Here is a 26479-nt window from a genome sequence, read left to right on the forward strand (position 1 = left end):
GTGGCGCAGTACGACCTGCTGAAATGGGTGAGATCGACTGAGATCGGTATCAATCACGACCTGGCTCTGGATCCGGGTGAACCGACTATCGGGGACCTGTCAGCTGTGTTCCGTGATCGGGGCTCCCTGAGGGTTCGCCCCACGACGGTCGGTAGCCTCGGCTAGCCTGCTGACTATGACCGAGCCCGAAAACCAGGACACCCGCATCCTCGCGGTGATGCGCCTGAGCGGGGCACGGTTCGACTCCGAGGGCATGCCCGCCGACGCGCTCGTCGAGGTCGCCGCCTTCGAGGACATCCTCCGTTCGCTTGTCCGGCTCTATTGGTTCGACCGTCACCCCGGCCGCAAGCGAATTCCCAAGGGCTACGACAACGAGATCACCTTACGCCTCACTGCGATCGGCGAGGGCTCAGCCGTTCCTTTGCTCGAATACGATCCGAGACTGCGCGCCGACGATTTGTTCGGTCCGGACGAAATCATCCAGGACTTCTCACGCGCCATCGAAGCCATCGAGAACTTCATCAACTACGGCTACACCGACCAAGGACATATCCCTGCCGACATCCGGCGACTCCCCGCCAACAAGGTCAAGAAGCTCGGGCAAACAATGCGCAAGGGTGAGGCTATCCAGGTCGCCTCGACCCCGGAAGTCGCCTGGGACACGGTTACCCGCTACACCCCTGACGCCCGAACCAACGCCCTCGTCAGCCTCGTCGGCAACTTCACGCAGCGCGTCACCATCGAGGGCCAGGTCATCGACTTCAACGTCTCCTCGGGACGACTCGTCGTCCGAGACCGAGAACACAAGCGCGACATTGCTATCCCCTACTTGGAGTCCAATCTCGCTGTCCGTATTGACTCCGATCCTCAATTGTTCGAGTGCGAGGCTGAGGGTATCGGCGAGTTCAACGCCGACGGTCGGCTGACGAAGCTCGTGACCGTCGACTCCCTCAATGTCAGCGACGTCACTGAGGACGCCCGCGTCGCCCGCACTTCTCTCGATGCTCTCGCCGATCTCGAAGAGGGCTGGCTCGACGGCGAGTCCGGCGAGCCGATTGCGACGTCGGTGATCGAGCGTGGCCGGGCGGTGATCGATGCGATGATCACCCTGAGCAATATCACTCGCACCGTAGGCCCAACAGAGGAAGGTGGCGTGAGCTTCTTCTGGCCCGAGGCCGAGAACCAACTTTCCATTGAGGTCGAGCCGAGTGGCGATCTCTACGTGCACACGACCGACCTGTCCGCTGGGACATTTGCCGACGGCAAGGTCTCCGCCGACGTTGATGACCTGGTCGAGGCGCTCGACTCGTGGTTGTCGGAGGTGGCGATCGATGAGTGAGGACGCCGAGATGGCCGAGGCCGTCCGTGAACAGATCACCGCCTCCGACAAGATGCTGTTCCGGCCGATCGTTCGTGCGTGGGTTCCGAATGGCGTCGTCACCCCTGCCGCCTTCAAGCTCACTGAGAAGGACAAGGCCGACTCGAACCGCCTCTCGATTGCCCGGGGCGATGCCGCCAGCGCTGAGGACGCCTACAACGAGCGCGCCGCAGCGATCAAGAAGCGGTGCGACGACAACGGCAAGCCTTACCGCCCTCCGGCGGGCGTGCTGGCCGTGACTGTCGGCGACGTCGAGTCGATCGAGATCAAGCCTCCTGAGGGCTCCGAGTCGCGGCGGCCGTTGACTGCGTGGGACGACTCAATGAACGACCACATCCCTGACACGCACGGGCACATCGACTACAGCGACCTGCCTCCGTCGGATCGTGGCACGTACGATTTCGCGGCGAAGGCACTTCTCGCCCGAGCTGTTGCGAACGGATGGAAGTTCGGCCCGACCGACGAATGATCGGGCGCGAATCGTGGTCGCCCCGAGGTCGTCGAGTATCCGCAACGAATCGACCTTCGAGGTCGGTTCGACAATCCGGGCGATCGCCAGGTCCTTGATCACGGCGTCGTCGACGGTGTCTACGGCCGAGTCGGTCGTAGACGGATCCGATGAAGTTGGCATGTCCCTCGATCACTTCGAATGGCTCCGCATTCGCTGAGTCGCTGCAGTCACTCGTCTAGCGCCTTCACGAGGGCATCCTGGGCGTCGCTGTAAAAGAGGAAGGAAACCTTCGTCGCGACCTCGTCGCTGACGTCGAGCAACTGCCTGCGGGCAGACACCGGGAGCAACAGGGCAGTTGCACCCTTCTCCATCGCGTGCTCAGCGAGAGCAGCCGCGTTGAGGACAGTCTCCACACCGCCACCGAGCGAGAGGTTGCCAACCGCGATCAGTCCGCCACGAACAGAGCGCTGGAGCATGGCCGAGGCAAGCGCAAGGAGAATCGGCAGGCCGAGACCAGCCCCACTCTTCGCGGCATCGAGAGCGCGAACCTGCGCGGTCAGGTTGTGCTCCCGAGGGTCACGGTCCCCCACAATGGCACGCGACTGAGCGATGAGGTTCTGCTCGGCAACCTTGAAGCTTTCGCGAAGCGGTGCTGGTGCAGCCTGGTTGAGGAGGCCCCGGGTGCCGGCGCCCGGAGTGTCGGCGGCTTCGATCCGGTAGAGGCCAGGACCAACTTCGCCGCCGCCCTCGGCGATGGCCCACACCTGCCCCGGCGGTAAGGGGTCGAGTCCGATGGAATCCGGGCTGGCGAGCTCCGGAGTCGAGACGAACTGCTCGACGCCCTCACCGATCCGGTAGCCGAACTGCGTGTTGCGGAACTCGGCTGCGCCGATGCGACGTTGCTGCTCCTTCACGCGCCGGCGGCACTCGAGTGCAATTCGAACAGCCCACTCCAGGTCCTCGTCGGAGATCGACGCCTCAGCGTCCGGAGAGAGCAGTTTGAGAAGGCCGTCGACCGTCTTGTTGACAGCCGAGAGATCACGCCCCGACAGAGCGTCCGAGTAGTTGACGCGCCCTTGGATCGACGCCAGCCGCGACTGCGTCCGCAGGTGCGACCAGCACTCGGAGAGGAAGTCGCTGACGAGGCCGAAGTGATGGGTGAAGTACGAGGGGTTCAGCTTTGGGACGTCCCAGCCGGGCAAATAGGCGTGGATGCGGTCCATGAATGCGGTGTCGTCGCGCATCTCGGGCGGCAGCGGGGAGAGCAGATGGCCGATCCGCTGCTGGTGCGCGACGTCGACGTCGAAGTTGCCGACGAGCACGATCGAGCCATCTGCACGGATGGACTCGCGTCCCCGTGAGAACTCGCCGGACTCCATGTAGCCCTTCATGATGTTGACGCCGTCCTTCTGATCGAAGGAGACGCCGGAGACCTCGTCGAAGCAGACGACGTCGAACTGCGCCACGAGTCCGCGCTGCCCCGTCGCATTGTTGACGAACATGCGCGCAACGGTGGCCTTGCCGCCTGAGATGAGGTGTGCGTACGGCGAGACCTGCTGGAACAGGTGCGACTTACCGGTGCCGCGGGGGCCAAGTTCGACCATGTTGAAGTTGCGCTGCACGAACGGGACCATGCGCAGCAGCAAGATGTCCTGTTCGCGTACCGAGAGTTGCTCTGGCTCGAAGCCCACGGAACGGAGCAGGAGGTGCTTCCACTGTTCGGTCGTGAACCGGGAGCGGCCTTCGGCCAGTCGCTCCAGTGAGTCGCGGGTGGAGAGCTGGATGGGCCGGAGGGAGCCGATGGCGAACGGCTTGCCGTTGCTTTCGTCCGCGATGACCGCGTCGTACGAGAGGTCGACCTCGGCGTAGAAGCCGCCCGTCAGCATGCGCTCATGATCACGCACGACCGCGTCGTCGATACGGACGTCCTTGAGGCCCAGGCTCGGCAGTTCGGCGAGGTAGACGTTCGACTTCGCATCGAGGCGCGCCTTGACGAGGTCAATGAGCTTGATCGTCGTACGTTCGCGGGCGCGGGACTTGAAGAGCTCTTCTTCGCCGGCACGCACCGTTCGATCCGACAGCAGCCGGCGCACGACTTGCAGGCCCTCTTCGATCTCTTCGGGATCGGTGGTGGCGCAGTATCGACCGATGAGGAACTCGCCGACGTAGGTCGGAACGGGGTATGCGCCCTTGAACTGCTGCGCGAGATCCTTGCGTACGACATAGCCCTCGAATGCCGACGCTGCGAGTTCATCAATAGCGTCGAGCGTGATCGTGTCGGTCATGCGGTACCCCCTACCGTCGTCTGGCGTTGCGCAATGACGGTGCCGTCCGGCGCGACCAAAACCACATACGCGTTCGTTCCCTCAGCGGCCTCGTCCTCGTCGACGAGGACCTTGATCTCGCCGGGCTCCGACGGCGACTTCGGACCACCGACCGCAGTCGACGGATCGGCCGGTGCGAGACGGACCTCAGCGAGTACGTCAGCTTCAACGGGCTCGAAGTCGATGCGACAGCGTTGGCCGGTCCAGCGGATGCCCTCGATCTGCGCAGGGCCGGACGTGCCCGCGCCGGCAGAGATCTCGATGACGGCGATGACGCATTCCTGGGGACTCAAGCCGCCGTGCTCGTAGATCGTCCCTGCCTCGAACGCCGCGGCACCGGGGGCGCTGACCATCTCAACCGAGTTGTCCCACGTCCACGGAACGATCGGAAAATCTGGTCGCGTGGCACCCGCCTTGAGCCGGGCAACCCGTGGCTTACGTGCGGCGTCACCTTCGGTGACCGCAAGCGGCAGGTTCACCTTGAGGGCTGCCGCGGCAGGCATCAAGAATCCGTGGTCGGTCACAACCACGACACTCCGCCATCCGGCTGCTAGGAGGCCCTGGACACGTTCCGCCACGAGGTCGAGCTGTTGGTCGAGCATGTCTGCAAGGGCATGGTCGTGATCGTGGCCAAGCGCGTCGATCGTGTTGGTCTGCGTCCACCCGATCTTGTTGACGTCGCCTGTCTCGGCTGCCTTCCAGTCGAGGTACTGCACCCCAGCCGCAGACAGCGCCGAGCGAAAGACCTGGCCCTTCACCGAGCGCCCTTCCTCATCGGCCGCGTCGAACGCCTGGCCAGCACCGAAACTGGCCGCCACGGGTGCAACGGCAGGCTGCCCGGTCGGAGTAACCGTGGGGAACGCCGCAAGCCTCGACGAGATCGAAACCTCGAACGATGCCAGGCGTTTGGCAAGTCGCTGCCCGAGGTCGAAGCGCAGCGCGTCAACGAACACAACGCATGTCCCGGCTGGGACGTCGAGCCCGGTCTCGCCCGGGTATCCAGCCACCGCTGCCGCTTGGAAGGTGCGCGCTGTCGCTTCGACCCACGGGTCGTAGAGTCCCTTGAGCACCTTGCACACGGCGTCGCGGTCCGATGCCGTCGTCGCCGCGGCAATGGCGCGTAATGCCAGGTCATCGACCTTGTAGCCTTCGGCCGCGTGCCACACTGCCTGTGCCTTCACGTCGCCGGCGGGCGCAGGTGTCATCGACAACTCGGCCAACTCCGCGAGGTACCCCGTGGCACGGGCCAGTGGCGTCTGACCAAGCTCGCCCCAGACACTCTCTTCTCGCCGCAGGTGGGCGGCGGCGAGTTCCTTGACTGCTGTGCAGACCTGTCCGGGGTCGTTCTGCCCGTCCAGGTCTGCGAGTGCTTTGCGAAGTTGATCCTCCTGCTCCTGGTTCCAAGATGGCCACGAGTCAGGGTGCGGGTCGGTGCCGCCAAAGAGGTCACCGTCTGGACGGGCCTTGTCCAAGACGGCTGGAAGGTTCGGGTAGCGACGAGGATTGTCGGCGAAGCGAGCCCAAGCGTCACGCCAGGCACCCTCCCGGGCTCCCAGGCGCGCAGTAGCGGTGAGCTGGCCGTCCTTCACCGGGTCGAATCCGTAGGTCGAATGGCATGCTTCGGCGAAGGCCGCCCAGTGAGCACCATCGAGTGCCTGCTTCGTGCCGTCGGGGTCGTCGAGCCATTCCAAGAGGGTCCGAACGCTGTCCGTCAGCACAAGCGAGTGCAGGCGCGAGGCATCGAGGCGGCCCATGTGGCGCAGTTCGTCGACGTCCTCTACGAGGAGTCGGTCGAGCACACTCGTCAGGGCAGACTTGGTCTTGGCGTCGCCCGCGATGTCGAGGCCTGCTCCGCTCTTCGAGCCAAGGAATGAATGTGGCGTCCACGCGGCGTGGCCGTGCGCAGAAGGCCACCAGTTCGACCGAAGCGCCACCTCCGCGAGAGGTGACACGTCGGAGTCGAGGGTAGTGACGTCAGATAGTGCGCTTCGGCCGTGACCGGGAAGGTAAATCACCCAAGGGTTTCGGTCGTTGCGCTCGGCTAGATGTGATGGGAGCTCAACTGACTCTGACGCAGAAAGCACAGCCCGAATCCAGATCGCGGGCCCCTGCGCCTTAGCCGAGTCATACCCGCCGAGCACGAGGATTGGCACGGCTTCCTGCAAGAGGCTTATCACCGGCTCCCACGCGCGGTCCGGGTCAGGCCAGAAGACGGCCGCCGGCGGGGAGTTGGAATCTGCGTTGTACTTCGCGGCCTCGCACAGTGCGTGCGCGACCACAGCTCGAACGACACTCACGGTTTCACCCCAGCGTGCCGTCGTGCATCTCGGCGCTCTTCCAGCGTGGGGTGGAGATCATTCAGACGCTCGCTGCCATCCGGGTTCGTTCCACGGTCCTTCGCCCACTTGATCTTCGAACTCAGCTTGTTTCTGAGAACATCTGCAGTCACGAACGGGCGGATGTTGAGTCGTACGCCGTCGTTCAGATCGGGGTTCCAGCCGATCGGCTGCTCGTGAAGTTCCTTCCACCGGACATAGACGTCGAGCGGCGGCGCGCCGTCGAGGATCAGTTTGAGCTTCTCCTGCAATGCCTCCGCCGCCGCGAGACGAACGTCGGCCCCGGCGCGGCCGGCAACGACCTCATGCTTCTGCCGCTCGATCCATGCGCCAAGCGAGGTGAAGGTGAGTTTCTCCAGTGTTCGATGGTCGAACCGGTGGTAGTTGACGATTGCAGAGAACCCGTCCTTGCGGCCATCCCAGATGTGCCACAGGAAGGGACGGTTGTCGAAGACCTTGACGTGCTGCGCGAAGAAGGTGTCCCGGAGCCAGTCCTCCAACCGACCGTTCTTCCCGCCCGCTTCAGTGACCAGCGTCCGTTCGAGGGCGCTAGACCATGTGTCGCCGTACGCGAACGCAAGAAGCTCACGCAATCGAGTCGCAAGGTCAGGCTCGCCAGGGAGCGACTGCAGCGAAGCAATGCCGTCGTTGTCGACAAACCCGTCGAGATCATCGCCCTTCTGTTCGGGCCACCGGTAGCCAAGCAGGCGCGCGACCGCGACTTGGAGCGACTGCGTTGATGAGACAACGTCGCCCTCGAACAACCACTGAGTCGGGTCGTTCGAGTGCGTCGACGGCAATGACTCAGTCTCGGCCGCGACACGTTGCCAACGCTCCAGATCAAACGGGACCTTGGGCATGCTGGACACCGTGGCGATGACCTTCTGATTGATGGCACGGACTGCTCGGACGTACTCAGTCGTCTGCATGAAGTGCCAGATTGCGGGGATATGAAGTGGATCGTTGGCAACGATCACAGCAGCGCTGTCAAGGAACAATTCACCCGCATACAGCGTCGTGGGAAATGTCCCGGCTCGCGAGGCGCAAATTCCCAGGCGATCCCACGCACCGCGTCCGCGAATCCAGGTGCCTTGGCGACCGTCACCCAGCCGCTCGGTAATGAAGTCGTAGAGCTCTCCCGCTCCGTCTTCCCACTTCAGGTACTCAGATCGCCCGCCGTAGGGTGTACTGACCGACGTCGTGCCAACGATGCGCTCCCAGCCTTGCCCCTTAACTCCGAACTCCCAGAACTTGCGAGCAAAGCGGTTATTGTCACCCGTAGAGATTCCCAGATGCGCAGTGCAGTAGTCGCTCAGATAGCGCTCCGCCTGTGCGGCTCGAAACGTAATTGCACTGTTTGGATTACCAAGCTGATTCGTTCCATCAGTGGCATACGGAGACTCCGTTTGCAATGCTTCCACTCGTGCGTTCGGAGAGTATTCCGACACATCAATCATCAACATCCCATCATCGAAACGCCCTGGGATGTGAATCGATAGAACCGGCTTCACGACCTCGCCGCTCAACTCTGCAAAAGAGTTTGGACCTAACTGGGCCATCAATGGCACTTCTCGAGTCCGCAACACCTTTACTCGGAAGGCCAAATACGGCTTCAAGTACAGCCAGTTGTTTGGAGAAACGAAGACCATTGCCCCGCCCGCGGCAAGCCTCTTCCTGAAGGCAGCGATGAAGACAGTCGCCAACTCGGTCGAAGCCTCCGGCCAGTGGGACTGGCAGTGGGCGAGGAGTACGGGCGACATCTTCTGATCGTTCAAGAACGGCGGGTTTGTCGCAATCAAGGTGTAGGTCTGGGCTAGGAGGCCAGCAGAATGGACAACATCGTCGGCCGCGTTTCCGAGTACTGTTCGGTCCTGCTTCTCGCTCCGTAGCGCCTTCGCCAAAGCCGACCGAACGGATTCCCAGCTTGTACCTATGCTCGTGTCCCGCCCGAAGAGCGCGTCCTCGCCGTCCGCAGACCTTGGTTGGATCAGCGACCCCAGCGTGTCAGCGTGACGAAAAAGGGAGTGCAGCCAAACCAGAACTTTCCGAAGTTCGTCGTCGCCCCCGGCGTGAGCTTCCCACTCGCTAAGCGTTCCTCGAACCGGCACTCCCGAGCACGCGATCTGCGGTGCGGGGAGTTCCCGGAACCCGCCTTGCTTCCAGGCTTCGAGTGCCACGTTGAAAGTGGCGATCTGGGTGCAGCGGGGATCGAGCTCGAGTCCGTGAAGGTTGTCGCGCAGCACCGCGTCCTGTGCATCCGCCGGAGACAAGCCCTCCTCCTCGGCCCGCATCCGCCAGAGCATCCCGAACATTGCGACGAGGAAGTGGCCGGAGCCGCAGCACGGGTCCATGACCGTGACTTCCGCCGCGGTTGCGGGCCACTCCTCGAAGGTCCCCGCAGCGGGAGTGCCGTCGTCGAGGCGGCGCAGGTACTTCCAGGAGTCGACCAGCGGAGAATCCGGGTGCCGAGCGGCCCACCACGCACCGAGTGAGTTCTCCAAGAGGAAACGAACCATGTAGTTCTCGGTGAACAACTGCGTGACAGGCGACAGGTCCGCTCCACCGATCTTGACACCGGACTCGTTGACACGCTTCTTCTCTGAGGTCTGCCAGAACTGGTAGACCCAGCCGAGTGCGTCCTCGGTGACGAAGACCTCCGACGGAATGCTGAGGAGGATCTGCTCCAGTTCGAGGCGATGCTCGGTCGCGAACCGCACTTGGACAGCCGGGTCATCGAGCCGGAAGACACCCGGAAGAATCTCCGAGGCGAATCGAGCTGCGACCGACCAGCTATCGGGTTCGCCCAGGTCATCGGCGAGGTCAGCACAGTCGTCGAGGGTGACGGGGGTGTCCCGGAACTCGGGGTGGCGAAGGAGTCCGTTGACTTCGAGGAATCGGGCGAAGAGCAAACGATGCCACTGCTCATAGGCAACGTCACGCACAAGGTTGGTGAGATCGGCCCCACTTCGCACGGTGTCGTCGCCGAGCTGGCGTGCCTTCTCCCGAAGAGCCAAGCGCAGGGTGTTGCCGTCGTCACTCAGGTATGCCGGGCGACTCGGCTCAGCCACCGCGAACGCGAGCAAGGCATCGGCAGCGGCCTGCTCCGCTGCGGTTCGAGCTCGTTGGACAGCGCGGTCAAGGTGGTTCCTCTGGTCGCTGTTGAGAACTTCGCCCATCAACCCTTCACCACCACCGTGTCGTGTTCCGAAAGCGCCGCGGCCAGCGTCGACCGAAGGTCTGAGAGATACTTTTCGACATCCTCGGCGCTGCTGAGGGTGGCCGTGGGCACGGTGACGGTGCCCGCCTTCGGCGCCGTCAGCCGAACCGCGGCCTCCAGTGCCTTCGCCGCCCGAGCCGGCACCGCGTCGAGAATGGCGTCCCATGACGTCAGCGGCCTCTGCTGGACTGATTTCAGGACTGCATCCGTATCACCCAACTCAGGCTTCCCCTCCGGGGCCAGGTTGTGGTCGTTCAGGAGCTGCTGCTGCTTTTCGGAGTCGAGGGCAACCCATGCTGGCTGATGTCCCAACCCATCGACAGCGGCCCGCCGGGCTTGCTCCACGGCCTCAGTCGCCCTACTCACCGATTCGCGCACGGCACTTGCGAGGTCGGCTGCGATCGGACTGATCTGGTCCGTGTCCGAGAGGAGCTCGCGCGTCTGCTCGAATGCCTCCAACCGTGATCGAGTTGCAGCGGCACCATCGAGGTTCGCAGCGGCACTCGACAGCGCGCGGGTCGTCGCCAGTGCTTCGAGCCTGGACGGGCGCCGCTTCTCGAGCGTGCCGAGGCGATCCGCGAAGTCGGCCAGCTCGTCCTTCGCTGCCAGGAGGGCACGAACACGGTCGTTTCCGGACGCTCTCTTAACCTGCTCAATGCTGGCGGGAAGTGCAATGTCCGGGAGGGGCGCGGGACCGCCGATCGAACCAGCTCTCTGAGCGAGCCCATTGACGGCCTGCTCGGCACTGGGGACGAGCGAATCGTTGTCCGCCGTCACGCCGAGCTTGCTCAGCAGGCTCCGGGCGGCAATCTTGTCGGCGGTCTTCAGGACTGTGGCCTCACGTCTCAAATTCATGGTGCCGAGACGGGTCTGAGAGAGGACCTGGCTTGTTGAAGCGTCAGAGCCGTTGATCGTGGCTCGGACGAGTCCGTTGTCAAGCAGAACACCAAACGCTCCCATGAGGGCGTCACGCGGCCACCCGAATGGAGCAGACAGAACCGTCTTCTCCACTTCGCTCGCTGGTGTGCCGGCACCACCGATCCGGCCGAGGATCTCCTTGACCACGGGATGCTGCTCGGGGCCGGCGTCGTACCCAATCGCCTTGAGCGCGTCCGCGCCGGAACCCTTCTTGGTCCGGTCGATCACCTGGTTCCAGCGAGCGTCATCGGCCATATCGAACTTGCTGAACAGGCGCGTGGCTGCCGACTGAGCGCCGTTCTCGATGCGGTCTCGCAACGCGGTCCCCGTCGGCACAGAACCTCCACCGAGCTGAACACCGGCCTTGGACAAGACATCTCGGATGTGGTCGTTGACCTGCCCCTGGGCACGCGAGAGTCGGGACTCCATCGCGCGTCTTGCCTGCTTGCCCTCATCGTCCTGGGGGATTCCCTGCTGATCGAGGGTGCGTTGCGCAGCAATCTGATTGCGCAACGCCGCGGCGAACGCCTGGGCCTGAACTCGCGGGAGGTGTACGAGCACGACTGACGAATCAGAGCCGAGACCCCGTGCCAGATCCTCGAACTGCTTGGCGGTTGTGCCGTCGTCCCACTCCGAGCGGAGCCACAGTGGGATCGTATCGGATGCGGCCGGCGGGGAGCTGTCAGTGTGCAGGCCGAGCTTTCGTGCGACTTTCGCCTTGCCTTGCGGGACGGAGACCGGCAACGCCTTCTCGACTTCTCCGCGCAATCTGGTGTCGCGCTCGGTGCTGATCTCGCTGTCGGTGAGCTGAGCGGAGTGCCTCCGGAAGGCCTCGTCCCACATCCGGCCGGCCGCTGTCTGGAGTCGGTACTCGTCTCCGTCGCGCTGGAGGATGCCCGCTTCGGTCAGGGCAGCCAGAACCTCAGGAACCTCCTGGCGAAGTGCGGTGCCGTCGTTGGCCAGATCCTCGACGAGCAAGTCGACCAGATGGTCAACCGTGGCGCGGACGCCGATGTCACCGGGAGGAGTGGTCGGCAGCAGGCTGATCAGGTGAATCAGCCCGAGGATCCGGCCTCGCAGTGGCTCCTTCTGCCCCTGCTCGTGAATCAGGCGCTGGGTCTCCTTGAGCAGCAGTCCGGCACCGTTGAGGTCCTCGTGCTTCGCCGAGTACAGGTAGTCGGCACCGACGACCGTTCCGACTGGCTTGTTGGCAACCAGGCGGTTGGCGTCGTGCACGATGCGAAGCTGTGACCGCAGTTGTCCGGCTCGACCTGCGTCGGCCTGGCGCAGGACGCTCTCCCAGAACCGGCGGCGGCTAGGGAGCAGCGGGTAGTCCTCGGGCAGATCCTTGTCGTCCTGAGCCGTGTGCTGAACCTTGCTGCCAACAAGCTGGCGAGAGATCTGGCCGGCGACATCGGCGAGCGTCTTCGCGAGCGTTGAGCGCTCGGCGGGCTCCTTGTTGAGAAGAACTCGGCGGACGACAGCGTCGACGTCCTGGTTCTTCAACACGACCTTGACCGTGAACCGATCCTGAATCTTCTGCAGCGTGGCGTCGGCGGTGAGTTCCTGCTGACCGGTCGCCACCAGAAGGACTCGGCCTTCAAGTTCCCGGGAGACCGACTCAACAAGGTTCTGTACCTCCATCGCGCGGCCGCCATCTCCGCTGATGTACTGCTGTACCTCATCCAGAACGATCAACGTGGGAGGGATTGCCCCGGCACCAACGTGCTGGAGAACCTTGCGGAGAAGAGTGATCGTCCCGTCCATGTTCGGGGTCGACTCGGGTGGGAACTGGCTACGCAAAGCCTTCCTGACCTCCGCGCCGCTCGAGGCGAAGCTCGGATCGACAGCAAGAATGGCGTCCGCGAGTCGGGTGCTGAGGTTGTACTCGCTGAGTTCCTCGATGAAATCCGCACCGTTCGCCTCGACGTGAGCTCGCACGGCGTCCAGGTCGCCCTTGCTTGCCAGCCAGAGCGCGACCTGTGCGGGTTCGACGCGGGTGGGAAGGCCAGCCGCCCCAAACACAATGGCAAGAACGACCGCATTGAGGGTGTCGCCGCTCCGATCGAGCGCACCAGCGGCCGACCACGGGGCGACACCGTCTCGCTTGCCGACCGTGGAGAGTTCGACGAGCTGGTCCTTGATTCCCTGCGGCGGGTTGACCAGCCCGCGGGCAGATGCACCGGTCGGGAGAGCGGTGTCAGCCCACAGGTGTTGGAGTACCCGAACCAAGTGCGACTTACCGCTTCCGTAGAAGCCGGACACCCAGACCGCCGGCTGGGTCGTGCTGCTCCGGTGACGAAGGTAGGAGTCGAGGATGCGCTCGAGCCCGTGTTCGTACTCTCCTTCGCACACGAAGCTCGTGAGTTCGTAGTCCAGAACCTTCCACTGGTTCGAGTCGTCCGGCCGGTCGACGTTAGTCACGCCGTCGTTCGGGATCTCGAAGTCCAGCGGCCGGCGGGTGAAGAGTTCGTTGTTGATGGTCACGCGATGTCCTTCTGCGGGTCGATAACGCGAGCCCGGTAGTTGAAACCATCCCGAGCATCCAGCAAACGGAATGAGTGGGTCTCGGGGTCGTGAAGGCCAGGGAACAGGACGAGAAGCCTCCCGCTCACCTCGTCGTCGATTGCTTTGATCACGCTCGACGCACGAAGGAAGGGGAAGATTGATCCGATCCCTACGAGTGCCACCACGTTGTCTTCGGGTGCGGCGGACAGTTGCTCACGAATTTTCTTCACGAGTTCTGTTTCGAACTTGTCGATGATCGCGGGAGTGAGGTCACTGGGCTCTTCGAAGAAGGCCTCGGCATGCCGATGCGAAGCGAGCCAGCGGCCGAGCTCATCGGTGATGTCGATAAGTGTCCAGCCATGACCTCCTTGGCCTGTGACCAGCTCCAGTCGCGGGAGGGCGGCGCGCATGGCGCGCTCCATGTCCGGCGGATAGACGAGCATCCATACGCGCTCTCCGCCGGAGAGTCCTGAGCGCCACGGGAGGCTCAGCTCCCCGGCAAAGGCATCCACGAGGTCCGATACCCGACTCATCAGCGGGTCCCGTCGATCAGCGGGAAGCTGACATCGACCACGTTGCCTGCGACGAGGAGGTCGAGGAGTCCCTGGGTATGGGCGGTGCGCAGAGCGTCGAGGGCGGCTCCGCCTGGAAGATCGAGCAGGGCAGCCCAGGGAGTGTCCAGAACACCGATACCACGGTTGCCCGCGAGGTGTCCGAGGTAGGCAGCGAAGGCAACAGCAGCCGGGAACGATTCGACCATCTGGCGGACCTTCTTCGTTCGCCCGGCGAGATGACCTGTCTGGGTCCAGCAAGCGCCCGTGTTCCGCCCCGTCTTGCCGAGCGTCGACTCGGAGAGGTCGGCGCCATAGACGGCGGTCACGGCCTTCGTAAGGTCGTCGGAGGTGACGATCGCCCCCGGGGGCGCATGCTGGACAGCCGGGAGTGAGGCGCGGAGGATGCCGTCCCTCGTGAAGGCCAAGACGCCAGCCATGAGAGGTTGTGCAGCGGCATCAACCTCCCAAAGGTTGCGCAGCGCAGCGAATTCCGGCCGCGAGGGATCAAGGAAGTAGAGTTCGCGCAGGTGACGGAACGTGCGTTGACGTCCCGCCTGCGTCGGCCGACCGAGCACGTTGTCGTCGACGACTGCCTCGCGGTAGCGCTCATGGGGTGCGTCTGCCAACACTGCACGAAGCAACTCAATGAGATGCGGGACGGCGATGGTGTGGCTCGATGTGGTGCGCAACGACCCCAGAGCGAAGTGTCCCCCCGGGGAATCCGAAACGGTCATCTGACAGCCATCTCCCACTTGTTCGCGGATCACACCTGAAGTCCAGACCTGCCGGGCGTGACGCACAGCGACTGGCTGAGCGCTGAAGCTACGGTAGTGGAAGGGCTCACCGTTGGCAGGCGACGGGTAGGTGTGTTGCTCGTGCAACTATCGGGCTCCACCGACCATCAGCCACCCCGTCGCGAAATCTGCCGAGCGGAGGTGTGGTGTGGGATCCGCAGCCCTACGTCCCCATCCACTGCCGCCGAGAGATCCATGACCCCAACGAGCCAAAAAGAACGAGGTCACGACCTCTTTCGAGTTCGTGACCTCGTTCGTCGCAGTTCGTGGAACTGCTCTCTGTGGGCGAAGGGGGACTTGAACCCCCACGTCCCGAAGGACACTGGCACCTGAAGCCAGCGCGTCTGCCATTCCGCCACTCGCCCGAGCAACGCAGGAAACAGTAACACAAGGCATACCCGATCACCGATTCACCAGGTCAGGGGAGTTTTCCCGAGCCGATCGAGGCATCGAACGTGTCAAGTTGAACACGCGCAGCAATCCGCCCGGTCGAATCCGAGCAAAAGTAGATACCATGCAGTAGCGAGATCTGCACCCACGACACGCTGTGACCGGAAAGGGGGTCGTCATGGGTATCGCCCAACGCTTCGAGCGAAAGCTCCAGGCTGCAATCGGCGACGCGTTCGCCCGCGTCTTCGGTGGCGGTGTCGTCCCCCAGGAAGTCGAAGCTGCCCTCCAGCAGGAGGCAACCGACGGCGTCCAGCATCTTGCTCGTGGCCACATATTGGCCCCGAACAAGTACGTCATCACCATCAGCGACTCCGATCACGAGGCCTTGGCGGCTGATCGGGACTTGACTGTGAAGGCGTTCGCACGTCACCTTGAGGACTTCATTCGCGAACAGGGATGGCAGACATACGGTGAGATCCAGGTTGTATTCGAGTCGTCCTCGGCGCTGCACACCGGGCAGTTCCGAACACACGGCTCAGTCGACCCTGAGGCAGGGCGTCCACAGACGCACGCCCCGTCACAGCGGACCCCGAAGAACCGTCCAACAGTGACCCCCGAACCAGGAGTTGGCTCCATGACGCAGAACCCCGGCTACGACCCAAGCCGTGACCCCGCTGAGGCGGAAGCACAGTACGCGCGAAACGGTCACGCGCACGGCGGCCAGGATCAGCGCTACGCACAGGGCTACAACGCCGGTTACGCCCCCCAGGGGGGTGGGTACGAAGGCCAGGGCGGCTACGACCAGCCGGCCTACGGCGCCCAAGGTTTCGACCAGCAGCAGGGTTTCAACCAGCAGGGTTTCGACCCGCAGGGCTACCAGCAACAGAGCTACGACCAGCAAGGTTACGGTGCCCCGGGCTATCAGCAGGACCAAGGCGGCTACCAGCAGGATCAGGCCTACGGCCAGGAACAAGCGTACGGCCAGCAGGGCTACGCAGACCAAGGCTACGCAGACCAGGGCTACGCCGATCAAGGCTATGCCGACCCCGGCTACCAGCAGCAGGCATACGGCCAGCAGGGCTACGCAGACCAAGGCTACGCAGACCAGGGCTACGCCGATCAAGGCTATGCCGACCCCGGCTACCAACAGCAGGCATACGGCCAGCAGGGCTACGCAGACCAAGGCTACGCAGACCCCGGCTATCAGCAGGCCGATCAGGGCTACCAGCAGCAGGCATACGCAGGTGGCGGCTACCAACAGCCCCCGGCTGCAGCCGGACGCGTTCTGACGGCGACTCTGCAGCTCGAAGACGGCAGTGGCCGCTATTACCAGCTCCGCGAGGGCAGCAACATCATCGGTCGCGGGCAGGACGCTCAGTTCCGCCTCCCCGACACGGGCGTGTCCCGTCGCCACATCGACATCCGCTGGGACGGGCAGGTCGCGATGCTCTCCGATCTCGGTTCGACCAACGGCACTACGGTGAACAGTGCGTCGGTTCAGGACTGGCAGCTCGCCGACGGCGACGTGATCCGCGCAGGCCACTCGGAAATTCTGGTTCGTATCCTCTGACCAGCGAAAAAGCCGGCTCACCGGATCCGCAGAACTCGTCCGAAGCGCGAGCTGCGGATCTGACTCTGCATGGAGTCGGTCGGTGTCCGTATTGTGAATGACCGCACCGAACCTTGTGAGTAGCTGCACCGAACCTTGTGAGTAGCTGCACCGAACCGGACGACCGAGCACTGGTCGCACACGCCGAAGGAGGGCATGCCGTGCAGGGGCTGATTCTGCAGCTGAGCCGGGCAGGTTTCCTTCTGCTGCTGTGGCTCTTCGTGTGGGCAGTGCTACGTGCACTGCGCTCGGACGTCTACGCGGGTACTGCGCGACCACTGCCGCGCTACTCCCCCAAGCAATCGGTGTTACCGTCGCTCGGCCGCGGCAAGACCGCCAAGCATCTGGTAGTGACTCAGGGTGCACTCGCAGGCACCCGAATCACACTCAGTACGCAACCGGTGATGATCGGTCGCGCCGACGATTCGACGCTGGTACTCACCGACGACTACGCGTCCACTCGACACGCGCGGTTGTCTCCGCGCGGCTCCGACTGGTATGTCGAAGACCTCGGCTCGACGAACGGAACGTACTTGGACCGAGCTAAAGTCACCACTGCTGTCCGCGTACCCCTGGGCACTCCTGTGCGCGTGGGTAAGACCGTGATCGAGCTCCGCCCGTGACACTAGTACTGCGTTACGCTGCCCGCAGCGACCGAGGCCTCGTTCGCTCCAACAACGAAGACTCGGTCTACGCCGGAGCGAGACTGCTCGCCCTGGCCGACGGAATGGGTGGCCACGCCGCCGGCGAGGTCGCCTCGCAACTGATGATCGCCGCGCTCGCGCATCTCGACGACGACGAGCCGGGCGGCGATCTCCTCGGCAAACTCGACGACGCGGTGCGGGAAGGCAATGCCGCGATCGCCGATCAGGTCGAGGAAGAACCCGAACTCGACGGCATGGGGACCACGCTCACCGCGATCCTCTTCGCCGGAAGCAAGCTGGGCCTGGCTCATATCGGCGACTCCCGCGCCTACCTGCTGCGCGACAACCAGCTCACCCAGATCACCCGCGACGACACATTCGTGCAATCGCTCGTCGACGAGGGCCGCATCACCGCGGAACAGGCACACACGCACCCGCAGCGTTCGCTGATCATGCGCGCTCTCACCGGCGCCGAGGTCGAGCCGACGCTGACGGTGCGCGAAGCGCGCGCCGGAGACCGCTACCTGATCTGTTCCGACGGCCTGTCCGATGTGGTGAGCGACGAGACGATCGGCAACACTCTGGGCGAAGACGGTCACGACGAGTGCGCCGACCGTCTCATCGAATTGGCATTGCGCAGCGGCGGACCGGACAACATCACGGTGGTCGTCGCCGACGTCATCGATTTCGACTACGGCCAGAGCAACCCCATCGTCGCCGGAGCAGCCTCGGGTGAGGACGACGACGAAACTCCCCGGCCGAACACCGCCGCCGGTCGCGCCGCTGCGATGCGACCGCCACGCGCCACACCCAAGCGCGTCATCAACAAGACTCCCGAAGAGCCGAAGAAGCGTCGTAGCCGCTGGCGGGCTCCGCTCATCGCGCTCGTGGTGCTCGGTCTGATAGCCGCCGGCGGCTTCTTCGGTCGGCAGATGATCCAGAACAACTACTTCGTCAGCGCCGCCGATGCCCGGGTCACCGTGCTGCGCGGACTCCCCGGCAGCGTCCTCGGCTACTCGCTGCAGCAACCGGCACGCATCGGCTGCGTGACCGACGACGGCGAGCTGACCCTCGTCGATCCGGGCGATGCCCAGTGCCGCGTGATGATGGTCGACGATCTCCAACCTGCCGCACGCGAACAGGTTCGTGCCGGTCTCCCGTCCGGGTCGCTCGACGACGCGAGCGTGCAGATGGCACGCCTCGCCGAACAAGACCTGCTTCCCGTATGCCGGGTCGAGGAGGCCGCGCCCGCACCGCCCGCGCCCGGTGAACCGACACCGGGCGAACCCGCCCCCGGCGAGACTCCTCCTGCCGCACCTGCCCCCGGTGAGGCAGCACCCGAGCCTGGGGAACCGGTGCCCGGAAACGGTGAGACCGACACAACGGTGGCACCGGAGCCGGCGCCCGTACCCCAGGTCCCCGGCCAGAACTGCAGGGTGGGCGCCTGATGTCGGTGACCCATGGTGCGGGGGCTTTTCCAAGCCCCCCCGGTGGTTTCGCTCCGGCCCCTGCTCAATCCACGAAGCGCAACACCGAACTGGGACTAGTACTCGTCGCGATCGGCATCACGACAGTGTCGATGATGCTCGTCGAGGCGTCCCTCGAGCAGGCGCTCACTCTCGACCTCGTCAAGTACGGGTTGGCATACGCCGGGTTGTTCCTCGTCGCACACGTGGCTGTCCGGAGGTACGCCAAGTACGCCGACCCGCTACTGCTGCCGATCGTCGCGCTACTCAACGGCCTCGGTCTCGTCCTGATCCATCGGCTCGACCTCGCCGATCAGGAGAACGCGCGCTACATGGGTCTGCCCATGCCGTCACCCGACGCGAACCAGCAGATCTTGTGGACGGCGATCGGCATCGCGCTGTTCATCGCTGTCCTCGTGTTCCTGCACGACTACCGATTGCTTGCCCGCTTCAGCTACACCCTCGGCTTGATCGGCCTGATCGCGCTCGCGATCCCCGCGTTGCTGCCGGCGCAGTTCTCCGAGGTCAACGGCGCCAAGATCTGGATCAGACTCCCCGGATTCAGCATCCAGCCGGGTGAATTCGCCAAGATTCTGCTCATCATCTTCTTCGCATCCGTGCTCGTGGCGAAACGTGATCTGTTCACCACCGCAGGCAAGCATTTCCTCGGCATGGATTTCCCCCGCGCCCGCGACCTCGGTCCGATCCTCGCCGCGTGGGTCATCTCGATCGGCGTCATGGTGTTCGAGAAAGATCTCGGCACGTCGCTGCTGCTGTTCACCACCGTCCTCGTGATGCTCTACATCGCAACGGAACGAGTGGGCTGGCTGGTCATCGGGTTCTCCCTGCTCGCTGTCGGCTTCGTGTTCGCGTATCAGATGTTCGGTCACGTCCGAGTCCGCGTCGAGACGTGGATAGATCCCCTGGCCGACTACAGCAACACGGGCTATCAGATCTCCCAGTCGCTGTTCGGTCTGGCCACCGGTGGTGTCGCGGGCACGGGCCTCGGTAGCGGACGGCCTGCGCAGGTGCCGTTCGCGAAGACCGACTTCATCATCGCCACGATCGGTGAGGAGCTGGGTCTGATCGGGCTCGCCGCGATCCTGCTGTTGTTCCTCATCCTCGTCATCCGCGGATTGCGCACCGCCCTCGCCGTGCGCGACAGTTTCGGCAAACTGCTCGCCGCCGGTCTGTCGTTCACGCTCGCCGTCCAATTGTTCGTCGTCGTCGGCGGTGTCACGAAACTGATTCCTCTCACGGGCCTGACCACACCGTTCGTCTCGTACGGTGGGTCGTCGCTGCTCGCGAACTATTTGCTGCTGGCCCTGCTCATGAAGATCTCGCACGCCGCACGCGAACCTGCGCAACCGCGCAAGAAGCCGGTGACACCCATCGCGGACGCTCAGACGGAAATGATGGGGCGCGAATGAACAATCCGCTCCGCAAGGTCGCGATGGCCGTGATGTTCATGGTTGTCGCACTGCTCGCCAACGCCACCTACGTGCAGGTCATCAAGGCGGACGATCTTCGCACCGACCCCCGAAACTCGCGAGTGCTGCTCGACGAGTACTCGCGTCAACGCGGCCAGATCTCAGCTGCCGGGCAGGCACTGGCGGTGTCGATCCCCACCGACAGCCGCTACAAGTATCTGCGTGAGTACCCGTCGACACCGGCACAGCCGATGAGTCCGCTCGCCTACGCGCCGGTCACCGGGTTCTACTCGATGCAGTACGGCAGCACGGGTCTCGAACGCAGCGAGGACGAACTGCTCAACGGTTCCGACAACCTGCTGTTCGGGCGTCGGCTGTTCGATCTCGTGTCGGGGCGAAACCCGCGCGGCGGAAATGTGGTCTCGACGATCGATCCGGCCATGCAGCAGGTCGCGTACGACGAACTGACGTCCAAGGGATACACCGGGTCGGTCGTGGCCATCGAGCCGTCGACGGGCCGGATTCTCACGATGGTGAGCACGCCGAGCTACGACCCGAACCGGTTGTCCGGTCATGACGGCGCGGCGACCTCGGAAGCATGGGACGAGTTGAACGCCGACCCCGACAAGCCGATGCTCAATCGCGCGATTTCCCAGACGTACCCACCGGGTTCGACGTTCAAGGTGGTGACGACGGCCGCTGCTCTCGACTCGGGTGTCACTCCGAACGATCAACTCACTGCCGCGCCGAACATCACGCTTCCCGACAGCACGACAACTCTCGAGAACTACGGCGGCGCTGCCTGCGGCGACGCCCCCACGGTGTCGCTGCGCGAAGCGTTCGCACGCTCGTGCAACACCGCTTTCGTCGAAATGGGCATCAACACAGGTCGCGAGGCTCTCGTCGACCAGGCGGAAGCTCTCGGTATCGGCGAGACCATCGACATTCCGCTGCCGGTTGCGGAGAGCACCGTCGGACAGATCGCCGACGGCGCAGCGCTCGGACAGTCCACCATCGGCCAGCGTGATGTTGCGCTGACTCCGCTGCAGAACGCGGTCATTGCTGCGACCGTCGCCAACGGTGGTGTGCGCATGAAGCCGTATCTCGTCGACCGTCTCGAGGGGCCCGATCTCGCGCTCCTCGCGGAAACCAAGCCCGAATCCCTCGGGCAGGCCATCGACCCCTCGGTGGCGGCAACACTGACCGATCTGATGATCGGCTCCGAAGAATGGTCGGGTGGACAGGGTGCGATTCCCGGTGTTCAGATCGCGTCGAAGACCGGCACCGCCGAGCACGGCAGCGACCCGCGTAACACCCCGCCGCACACGCTGTATATCGGGTTTGCACCCGCTCAGCAGCCCACGGTGGCGGTGGCCGTGATCGTCGAGGATGGTGGCGATCGTGCCCTCGCCGCAACAGGCGGCTCGGTGGCCGCACCTATCGGACGGGCCGTGATTGCGGCCGGAATACAGGAAGGCTGACATGGCTTTGTACAGCGGCGCCATGGTCGCCGACCGCTATCGCCTCACGCGACTCATCGCCACGGGCGGTATGGGACAGGTCTGGGAAGGCCTGGATACACGACTGGACCGGCGGGTCGCAGTGAAGGTCCTCAAGGCAGAATTGTCTCACGACCAGGACTTCCTGACTCGATTTCGGTTCGAAGCGCGTACCACGGCGCAACTCAATCACCCGGGCATCGCCGGGGTGTTCGACTATGGCGAGACGACCGACGAGGAAGGGCAGTCCGTCGCCTACCTGGTGATGGAGCTGGTGCACGGCGAGCCGCTCAATGCGGTCTTGTCCCGCGTGGGCCGGTTGTCGTTGCCGCAAGCCCTCGACATGCTTGAGCAGACCGGCCGGGCTCTTCAGGCCGCGCACAATGCGGGTGTCGTGCATCGCGACGTCAAGCCCGGCAACATCATGATCACCCCCACCGGCCAGGTGAAGATCACCGACTTCGGTATCGCGAAGGCCGTCGACGCGTCCCCGGTCACGCGCACCGGCATGGTCATGGGCACGGCGCAGTACATCGCGCCGGAGCAGGCTCTCGGCCAGGAGGCGACGTCAGCGAGCGATGTCTATTCGCTCGGTGCGGTCGGCTACGAAGTGTTGTCGGGCCGGCGGCCATTCCTCGGGGAGAGCGTCGTCACGGTTGCGATGAAGCACGTGCAGGAGACTCCGGCGCCGCTGCCCGCCGATCTCCCGCACGAGGTGCGCGACCTAATCGACATCGCGATGACGAAAGATCCGAAGTACCGGTATTCGAGTGGTGGCGAGTTCGCCGATGCCGTGTCGACGGTGAGGTCGGGCCGACCGGCTCCTCCGCCGGGCAATGTGCCGCCGGTCACGAGCGCGACCCGAGTGCTGCCGCCTGGGGTTCCGGGGGCAACCACGACGGTGCCCATGCAGTCGGGGCCGCAGCAGACTCAACAGTCCAAGCAGTACTCGCCCACCGCATACACACAATCGCCGTACTCGGGGGCGGGGCAGCCGCCGACCGGCCGGCCCCCGTACGGTGCCGCGGCTGCAGCCCAGGACGAAGGTGACGGCGGCCGGAAGGGGCCCAGCCCGACGGCACTCGCCTGGGCTGCGGGCGTGGCGATCGTGCTCGCACTGGTGACGCTGGGCGTCGTTCTGTTGACCAGTGGCAACGACAACGCACCGGAGACGGGGCAGTCGCCCACCACGCAGATCACCACGACCAGGCAACAACCCACCACAACGACACGTCCGCCGCAAACGACGACGTCGGAATGGACTGCTCCACCCCCCGTGCCCACCGAACCGCCGACGTTCGAGCCGACCACCACAGTCGAAGTTCCGACGGTCGAGCCGACCACCACGGTCGAGGTTCCGACTCAGACCACGACGCAAACGCCCACCACGACCACCGCGACACCGACAACCACCACCGCCACCACGACGGAACCCGTCGAAGAAGAGTTGCCAGACGGCGCCTCGGGTGACGGCGAAGGCGACGGAGGTACGGGAGGCGACCAACAACCCGCAGCCAGCAACGGTACGAACAACGCACCGCCGGACACCCGAGGAACGTCATGACCACACCGCGCAAGCTCTCCTCACGCTACGAGCTGGGTGAGATCCTCGGCTTCGGTGGCATGTCCGAGGTGCATCTGGCACGGGATCTGCGGCTCGGCCGCGACGTGGCGATCAAGGTTCTGCGTGCCGATCTCGCCCGGGATCCTACGTTCTACCTGCGGTTCCGCCGCGAGGCCCAGAATGCGGCAGCACTGAACCATCCGGCGATCGTCGCCGTATACGACACCGGTGAAGCCGAAACCGAGGCCGGCCCGATCCCGTACATCGTCATGGAGTTCGTCGAGGGCGACACTCTGCGCGACATCGTGCGCGGCGAAGGGCCCATGCAGCCGAAACGGGCGATGGAGGTGATCGCCGATGTGTGTGCGGCGCTCGACTTCAGTCACCGCAACGGGATCGTGCACCGCGACGTCAAACCCGCCAACGTCATGATCAACAAGGCCGGTGCCGTCAAGGTCATGGATTTCGGTATCGCTCGCGCGATCTCCGACGCCTCGAGTCCGATGACACAGACGGCCGCGGTCATCGGCACCGCTCAGTATCTGTCACCCGAGCAGGCGCGAGGCGAGCAGGTCGATGCGCGCTCCGACGTGTACTCGGTGGGCTGTGTCCTGTTCGAGATCATGACCGGCGAGCCACCGTTCAAGGGTGACTCGCCGGTGGCGGTTGCCTACCAGCATGTCCGTGAGGATCCGCCGCTGCCGTCGTCGGTGAACCGGCAGGTTCCCCCCGAGCTCGATTCGGTGATCCTCAAGGCGATGGCGAAGAATCCCGCCAACCGTTACCAGTCCGCGGCGGAGATGCGCAGCGACCTCATCCGTGTTCTCAGCGGTCAACGTCCCAGCGCACCGATGGTCATGACCGATGAAGACCGCACCACCCTGATCGATTCGGTCGAGGAGAACGCAGGCAGGCACCACCGTCCCGCCGCAGCGGCCGCTGCGGGTGGTGGCGCCGTCAGCAGTGATTCCGGAGGCGGCGGAGGGTCCACGCTGCGCAAGGTCCTGCTCGGTGTCGCGGCCGTGATCGTGGTGGGTGTCGTCGGCGTGTTCCTGTGGTCGCTGGGCCCGGGGTCCACCGCGGCGCAGGTGGCCGTCCCGGACGTCCGTAATCTGGCGGCGAACGAAGCCGAGGCGCAGCTTCAGAACAGCGGCTTCCGGGTGGCTATGCAGGAGAAGCCCGACTCGGTGGTGGCCGACGGCAACGTGGTCAACACCCGGCCGGTGCCGGGTAGCCAAGCCGAAGAAGGTTCGACGGTCACCCTCGAGGTGTCGAGCGGGCCCGAACAGGTGCAGATTCCGCGACTCGCCGGCCTCTCCCAGGAGAATGCCGCCCAGCAACTCGACTCGGTGGGCCTGCGGCTCGACCCGAACGTGTTGCGGGCACCGTCCGACGAAGATCAGATAGACACCGTCGTCGAGCAGAGCCCGTCGGCCGGCGCGAACGTCGACCGTGACGGCTCGGTGACCATCACGCTCGGCTCCGGGCCCGAACAGGTCCGTGTCCCGAACGTAGTGGGTCAGGCGGAGGAGGTTGCCCGCGGCAACATCGAGGGCGCCGGATTCGAGGTCGTCGTCGAGCAGGTCGAATCGAGCGAGCGGGCCGGCACCGTCGTATCGACGAGCCCGGCCGGTGGCGCCACGACCGACCAGGGTGGCACCGTCACGATCCAGGTTTCCGACGGCAACCGGATCGAGATGCCTGTGCTGACCAACCGCTCGGTGTCGCAGGCCCTGTCGGCGCTCCGCGCGGCCGGCTGGACAGGCTCGGCTGCGCAGCTCGTACAAACCCGTGAGGCCACACTCGATGCCAGCCTTGTGGGCACGATCATCACCCAGCAACAGCCACCCGGTTCGGAGATTTCCACGTCCGACACGGTGAGTGTCGGCGTCGGCATCCTGGGAATCCCGTAAGGGCCTTCTCACCGAGCGTGGTTACGTCAGGCAGCGCCGTCGTCGAGCGCTCGGGCCATTTCACCCTCGAGCTGCGCGACGAGCGATTCCTCCGGCGCCTGACCGCACACCCCGAGCCAGTTCGCCAGCATGCGATGACCACCTTGGGTGAGTACCGATTCGGGATGGAACTGCACGCCGTGAATGGGCAGTTCCGCATGCCGCAGCGCCATGATCACGCCGCTGTCGGTCTGTCCGGTGGCGACGAGTTCGTCGGGCATCGTTTCCGGGAGCACGGTAAGCGAGTGGTACCGCGTTGCGGTGAACGGGGCGGGCAGACCGGCCAGGACGCCACTGCCATCGTGGTGCACCAGGCTCGTCTTACCGTGCAGGAGTTCCGGGGCACGATCGACTGTCCCGCCGAATGCGACACCGATCGACTGGTGACCGAGACACACGCCGAGCAGCGGCGTGCGTGCGGCTGCGCAGGCCTTGACGAGGTCGATGCTGACGCCGGCGCGTTCGGGAGTGCCGGGGCCGGGGCTGAGCAGGATGCCGTCGAACTCGGCGACGACCGTCTCGAGTGCGCCCGGTGCAGTCAGCCTCTCGTCGTCGTTGCGCCACACCTGCGCCTGTGTCCCGAGCTGACCGAGGTACTGCACGAGGTTGAACACGAAGCTGTCGTAGTTGTCGACGACGAGAATGCGCATGGTGGGAAGAGTACTCACCGAATCATCGCGCTGCTGCTCCACCGGTGTATGCGGGGACGGTGAGCACGGTGCCGGTCTGTTGCATGAAACCCAGCCCGTAGCGAGTGGAGTACTGCTTGTAGACGCGCACTCCGGGTTCGGCATCGAGCGACGCAGCGATCTTCGCGGGATCTCCCAAAGCCGTGATGACATACGGCGGCGAATAGGTACGCCCGTGCAGAAGGAGGGTGTTGCCGATGCAGCGGGGCGCCGACGTCGCGACGATCCTCTGATCCTGCATCGAGATGGCTTCGGCACCACCCGCCCACATCGCGTTGAGCACGCTCTGCACATCCTGCTGGTGCACGACGAGGTCGTCGGGCGAGGCGTCTGCCGGATACCGGCCGTGCGCGTCGCGCGGTGCGTCGGTCAAGGTGACGGTGACGCCGGCGCCCTGCAGTTCGGTCAGGCCCGCTGGGGCCTCGAGCGCATCGAGCTGAGCGAGCACAGCCGCGACCTCCCCGTCGTTGGTGGCCGCGCTGCTCTGGAGCTGAGCGACCTGTGTGGCCAGCGTGTCGCGGGTGGCGGCGAGATCGTCGGACTCCGACTGCGCCACGCGCACGAGGTCGGACAGACGCGGCGAGTCACCCGCGCGCAGTTCGGTACCGTCGGAGACCCCGCGGGTGGTACCGAGCAGCAGCCCCGCGACCAGACACACGACGAGCGTCGCGGAGCCCCAGGCCAGAGTGCGCAGCCGACCGTTCGACACGTCGAACCTCCCTTTCGGCTACTGCGTTAGCGTGTACAGCACAGGTA

At 64.6% G+C, this 26479-nt stretch carries 17 protein-coding genes and 1 tRNA gene; 9 read left to right on the plus strand and 9 right to left on the minus strand.

The window, feature by feature from the left end:
* Window positions 1–175: 175 nt before the first annotated feature.
* Window positions 176–1339 carry a hypothetical protein gene (locus ACZI8W_RS06175; protein WP_463367618.1) on the plus strand — a complete coding sequence of 388 codons (1164 nt, stop codon included), beginning with the start codon at window positions 176–178 and terminating at the stop codon, window positions 1337–1339.
* Entirely contained in the window at window positions 1332–1847 is a 516-nt protein-coding gene (locus ACZI8W_RS06180) for an endo-1,4-beta-xylanase (RefSeq protein ID WP_463367619.1), read from the plus strand. Before ACZI8W_RS06175 ends, ACZI8W_RS06180 begins: the two co-directional genes overlap by 8 nt.
* Window positions 1848–2056: 209 nt before the next feature.
* Here ACZI8W_RS06180 and brxL read toward each other — a convergent pair whose 3' ends face one another.
* The 7 genes from brxL to ACZI8W_RS06215 all read right to left on the minus strand — a co-directional run bounded on the left by brxL (window position 2057) and on the right by ACZI8W_RS06215 (window position 14845).
* Complete coding sequence (gene brxL, locus ACZI8W_RS06185) at window positions 2057–4114, minus strand: protease Lon-related BREX system protein BrxL (RefSeq protein ID WP_463367620.1); 2058 nt, start codon at window positions 4112–4114, stop codon at window positions 2057–2059.
* Window positions 4111–6450 carry a BREX-1 system phosphatase PglZ type B gene (gene pglZ, locus ACZI8W_RS06190; RefSeq protein WP_463367621.1) on the minus strand — a complete coding sequence of 780 codons (2340 nt, stop codon included), beginning with the start codon at window positions 6448–6450 and terminating at the stop codon, window positions 4111–4113. The genes brxL and pglZ overlap by 4 nt, the downstream gene beginning before the upstream one ends.
* A complete protein-coding gene (locus ACZI8W_RS06195) occupies window positions 6447–9665 on the minus strand; it encodes an Eco57I restriction-modification methylase domain-containing protein (protein ID WP_463367622.1) in 3219 nt (1072 codons plus the stop codon). Before ACZI8W_RS06195 ends, pglZ begins: the two co-directional genes overlap by 4 nt.
* Window positions 9665–13111, minus strand: a complete 3447-nt coding sequence (gene brxC, locus ACZI8W_RS06200; RefSeq protein WP_463367623.1) for a BREX system P-loop protein BrxC — start codon at window positions 13109–13111, stop codon at window positions 9665–9667. The genes ACZI8W_RS06195 and brxC overlap by 1 nt, the downstream gene beginning before the upstream one ends.
* Window positions 13108–13644 carry a BREX protein BrxB domain-containing protein gene (locus ACZI8W_RS06205; RefSeq protein WP_463367624.1) on the minus strand — a complete coding sequence of 179 codons (537 nt, stop codon included), beginning with the start codon at window positions 13642–13644 and terminating at the stop codon, window positions 13108–13110. The genes brxC and ACZI8W_RS06205 overlap by 4 nt, the downstream gene beginning before the upstream one ends.
* Before the next feature lie 20 nt (window positions 13645–13664).
* Window positions 13665–14420, minus strand: a complete 756-nt coding sequence (locus ACZI8W_RS06210; protein WP_463367625.1) for a BTB/POZ domain-containing protein — start codon at window positions 14418–14420, stop codon at window positions 13665–13667.
* Window positions 14421–14762: 342 nt separating this feature from the next.
* Window positions 14763–14845 (minus strand) — tRNA-Leu (locus ACZI8W_RS06215).
* Between the two features lie 203 nt (window positions 14846–15048).
* Here ACZI8W_RS06215 and ACZI8W_RS06220 point away from each other — a divergent pair.
* From ACZI8W_RS06220 to pknB, 7 genes are all read left to right on the plus strand, one after another.
* On the plus strand, window positions 15049–16440 hold the full coding sequence (locus ACZI8W_RS06220; RefSeq protein ID WP_463367626.1) for an FHA domain-containing protein: 1392 nt from the start codon (window positions 15049–15051) through the stop codon (window positions 16438–16440).
* Between the two features lie 200 nt (window positions 16441–16640).
* Window positions 16641–17102 (plus strand): FHA domain-containing protein FhaB/FipA, encoded by a 462-nt coding sequence (locus tag ACZI8W_RS06225; protein ID WP_463367627.1) that lies wholly within the window; start codon window positions 16641–16643, stop codon window positions 17100–17102.
* Complete coding sequence (locus ACZI8W_RS06230) at window positions 17099–18571, plus strand: PP2C family protein-serine/threonine phosphatase (protein ID WP_463367628.1); 1473 nt, start codon at window positions 17099–17101, stop codon at window positions 18569–18571. The genes ACZI8W_RS06225 and ACZI8W_RS06230 overlap by 4 nt, the downstream gene beginning before the upstream one ends.
* On the plus strand, window positions 18571–20019 hold the full coding sequence (locus tag ACZI8W_RS06235; RefSeq protein WP_463367629.1) for an FtsW/RodA/SpoVE family cell cycle protein: 1449 nt from the start codon (window positions 18571–18573) through the stop codon (window positions 20017–20019). The genes ACZI8W_RS06230 and ACZI8W_RS06235 overlap by 1 nt, the downstream gene beginning before the upstream one ends.
* The gene (locus tag ACZI8W_RS06240) at window positions 20016–21500 is read left to right on the plus strand and encodes a peptidoglycan D,D-transpeptidase FtsI family protein (protein WP_463367630.1); all 1485 of its coding nucleotides are present in this window, start codon (window positions 20016–20018) and stop codon (window positions 21498–21500) included. Before ACZI8W_RS06235 ends, ACZI8W_RS06240 begins: the two co-directional genes overlap by 4 nt.
* Window position 21501: 1 nt before the next feature.
* Window positions 21502–23082, plus strand: a complete 1581-nt coding sequence (locus tag ACZI8W_RS06245; protein ID WP_463367631.1) for a serine/threonine-protein kinase — start codon at window positions 21502–21504, stop codon at window positions 23080–23082.
* A complete protein-coding gene (pknB, locus tag ACZI8W_RS06250) occupies window positions 23079–24995 on the plus strand; it encodes a Stk1 family PASTA domain-containing Ser/Thr kinase (RefSeq protein ID WP_463367632.1) in 1917 nt (638 codons plus the stop codon). Before ACZI8W_RS06245 ends, pknB begins: the two co-directional genes overlap by 4 nt.
* Window positions 24996–25021: 26 nt before the next feature.
* On the opposite strand, the gene ACZI8W_RS06255 is transcribed toward pknB, so the two are convergent.
* Complete coding sequence (locus tag ACZI8W_RS06255; RefSeq protein WP_463367633.1) at window positions 25022–25684, minus strand: aminodeoxychorismate/anthranilate synthase component II; 663 nt, start codon at window positions 25682–25684, stop codon at window positions 25022–25024.
* 22 nt (window positions 25685–25706) lie between these two features.
* Window positions 25707–26432: a DUF881 domain-containing protein gene (locus ACZI8W_RS06260; RefSeq protein ID WP_463367634.1), complete on the minus strand. Its 726-nt coding sequence runs from the start codon at window positions 26430–26432 to the stop codon at window positions 25707–25709.
* Between the last annotated feature and the right edge of the window lie 47 nt (window positions 26433–26479).

It is taken from the genome of Rhodococcus ruitaii, assembly GCF_055230935.1.

Bases quoted from the DNA above. Each gene is read 5' to 3' on its own strand.
- ACZI8W_RS06175 (WP_463367618.1), top strand. From the start codon at position 176: ATGACCGAGCCCGAAAACCAGGACACCCGCATCCTCGCGGTGATGCGC.
- ACZI8W_RS06180 (WP_463367619.1), top strand. From the start codon at position 1,332: ATGAGTGAGGACGCCGAGATGGCCGAGGCCGTCCGTGAACAGATCACC.
- brxL (WP_463367620.1), bottom strand. From the start codon at position 4,114: ATGACCGACACGATCACGCTCGACGCTATTGATGAACTCGCAGCGTCG.
- ACZI8W_RS06195 (WP_463367622.1), bottom strand. From the start codon at position 9,665: ATGGGCGAAGTTCTCAACAGCGACCAGAGGAACCACCTTGACCGCGCT.
- ACZI8W_RS06210 (WP_463367625.1), bottom strand. From the start codon at position 14,420: ATGACCGTTTCGGATTCCCCGGGGGGACACTTCGCTCTGGGGTCGTTG.
- ACZI8W_RS06220 (WP_463367626.1), top strand. From the start codon at position 15,049: ATGGGTATCGCCCAACGCTTCGAGCGAAAGCTCCAGGCTGCAATCGGC.
- ACZI8W_RS06235 (WP_463367629.1), top strand. From the start codon at position 18,571: ATGTCGGTGACCCATGGTGCGGGGGCTTTTCCAAGCCCCCCCGGTGGT.
- ACZI8W_RS06240 (WP_463367630.1), top strand. From the start codon at position 20,016: ATGAACAATCCGCTCCGCAAGGTCGCGATGGCCGTGATGTTCATGGTT.
- ACZI8W_RS06245 (WP_463367631.1), top strand. From the start codon at position 21,502: ATGGCTTTGTACAGCGGCGCCATGGTCGCCGACCGCTATCGCCTCACG.
- pknB (WP_463367632.1), top strand. From the start codon at position 23,079: ATGACCACACCGCGCAAGCTCTCCTCACGCTACGAGCTGGGTGAGATC.
- ACZI8W_RS06255 (WP_463367633.1), bottom strand. From the start codon at position 25,684: ATGCGCATTCTCGTCGTCGACAACTACGACAGCTTCGTGTTCAACCTC.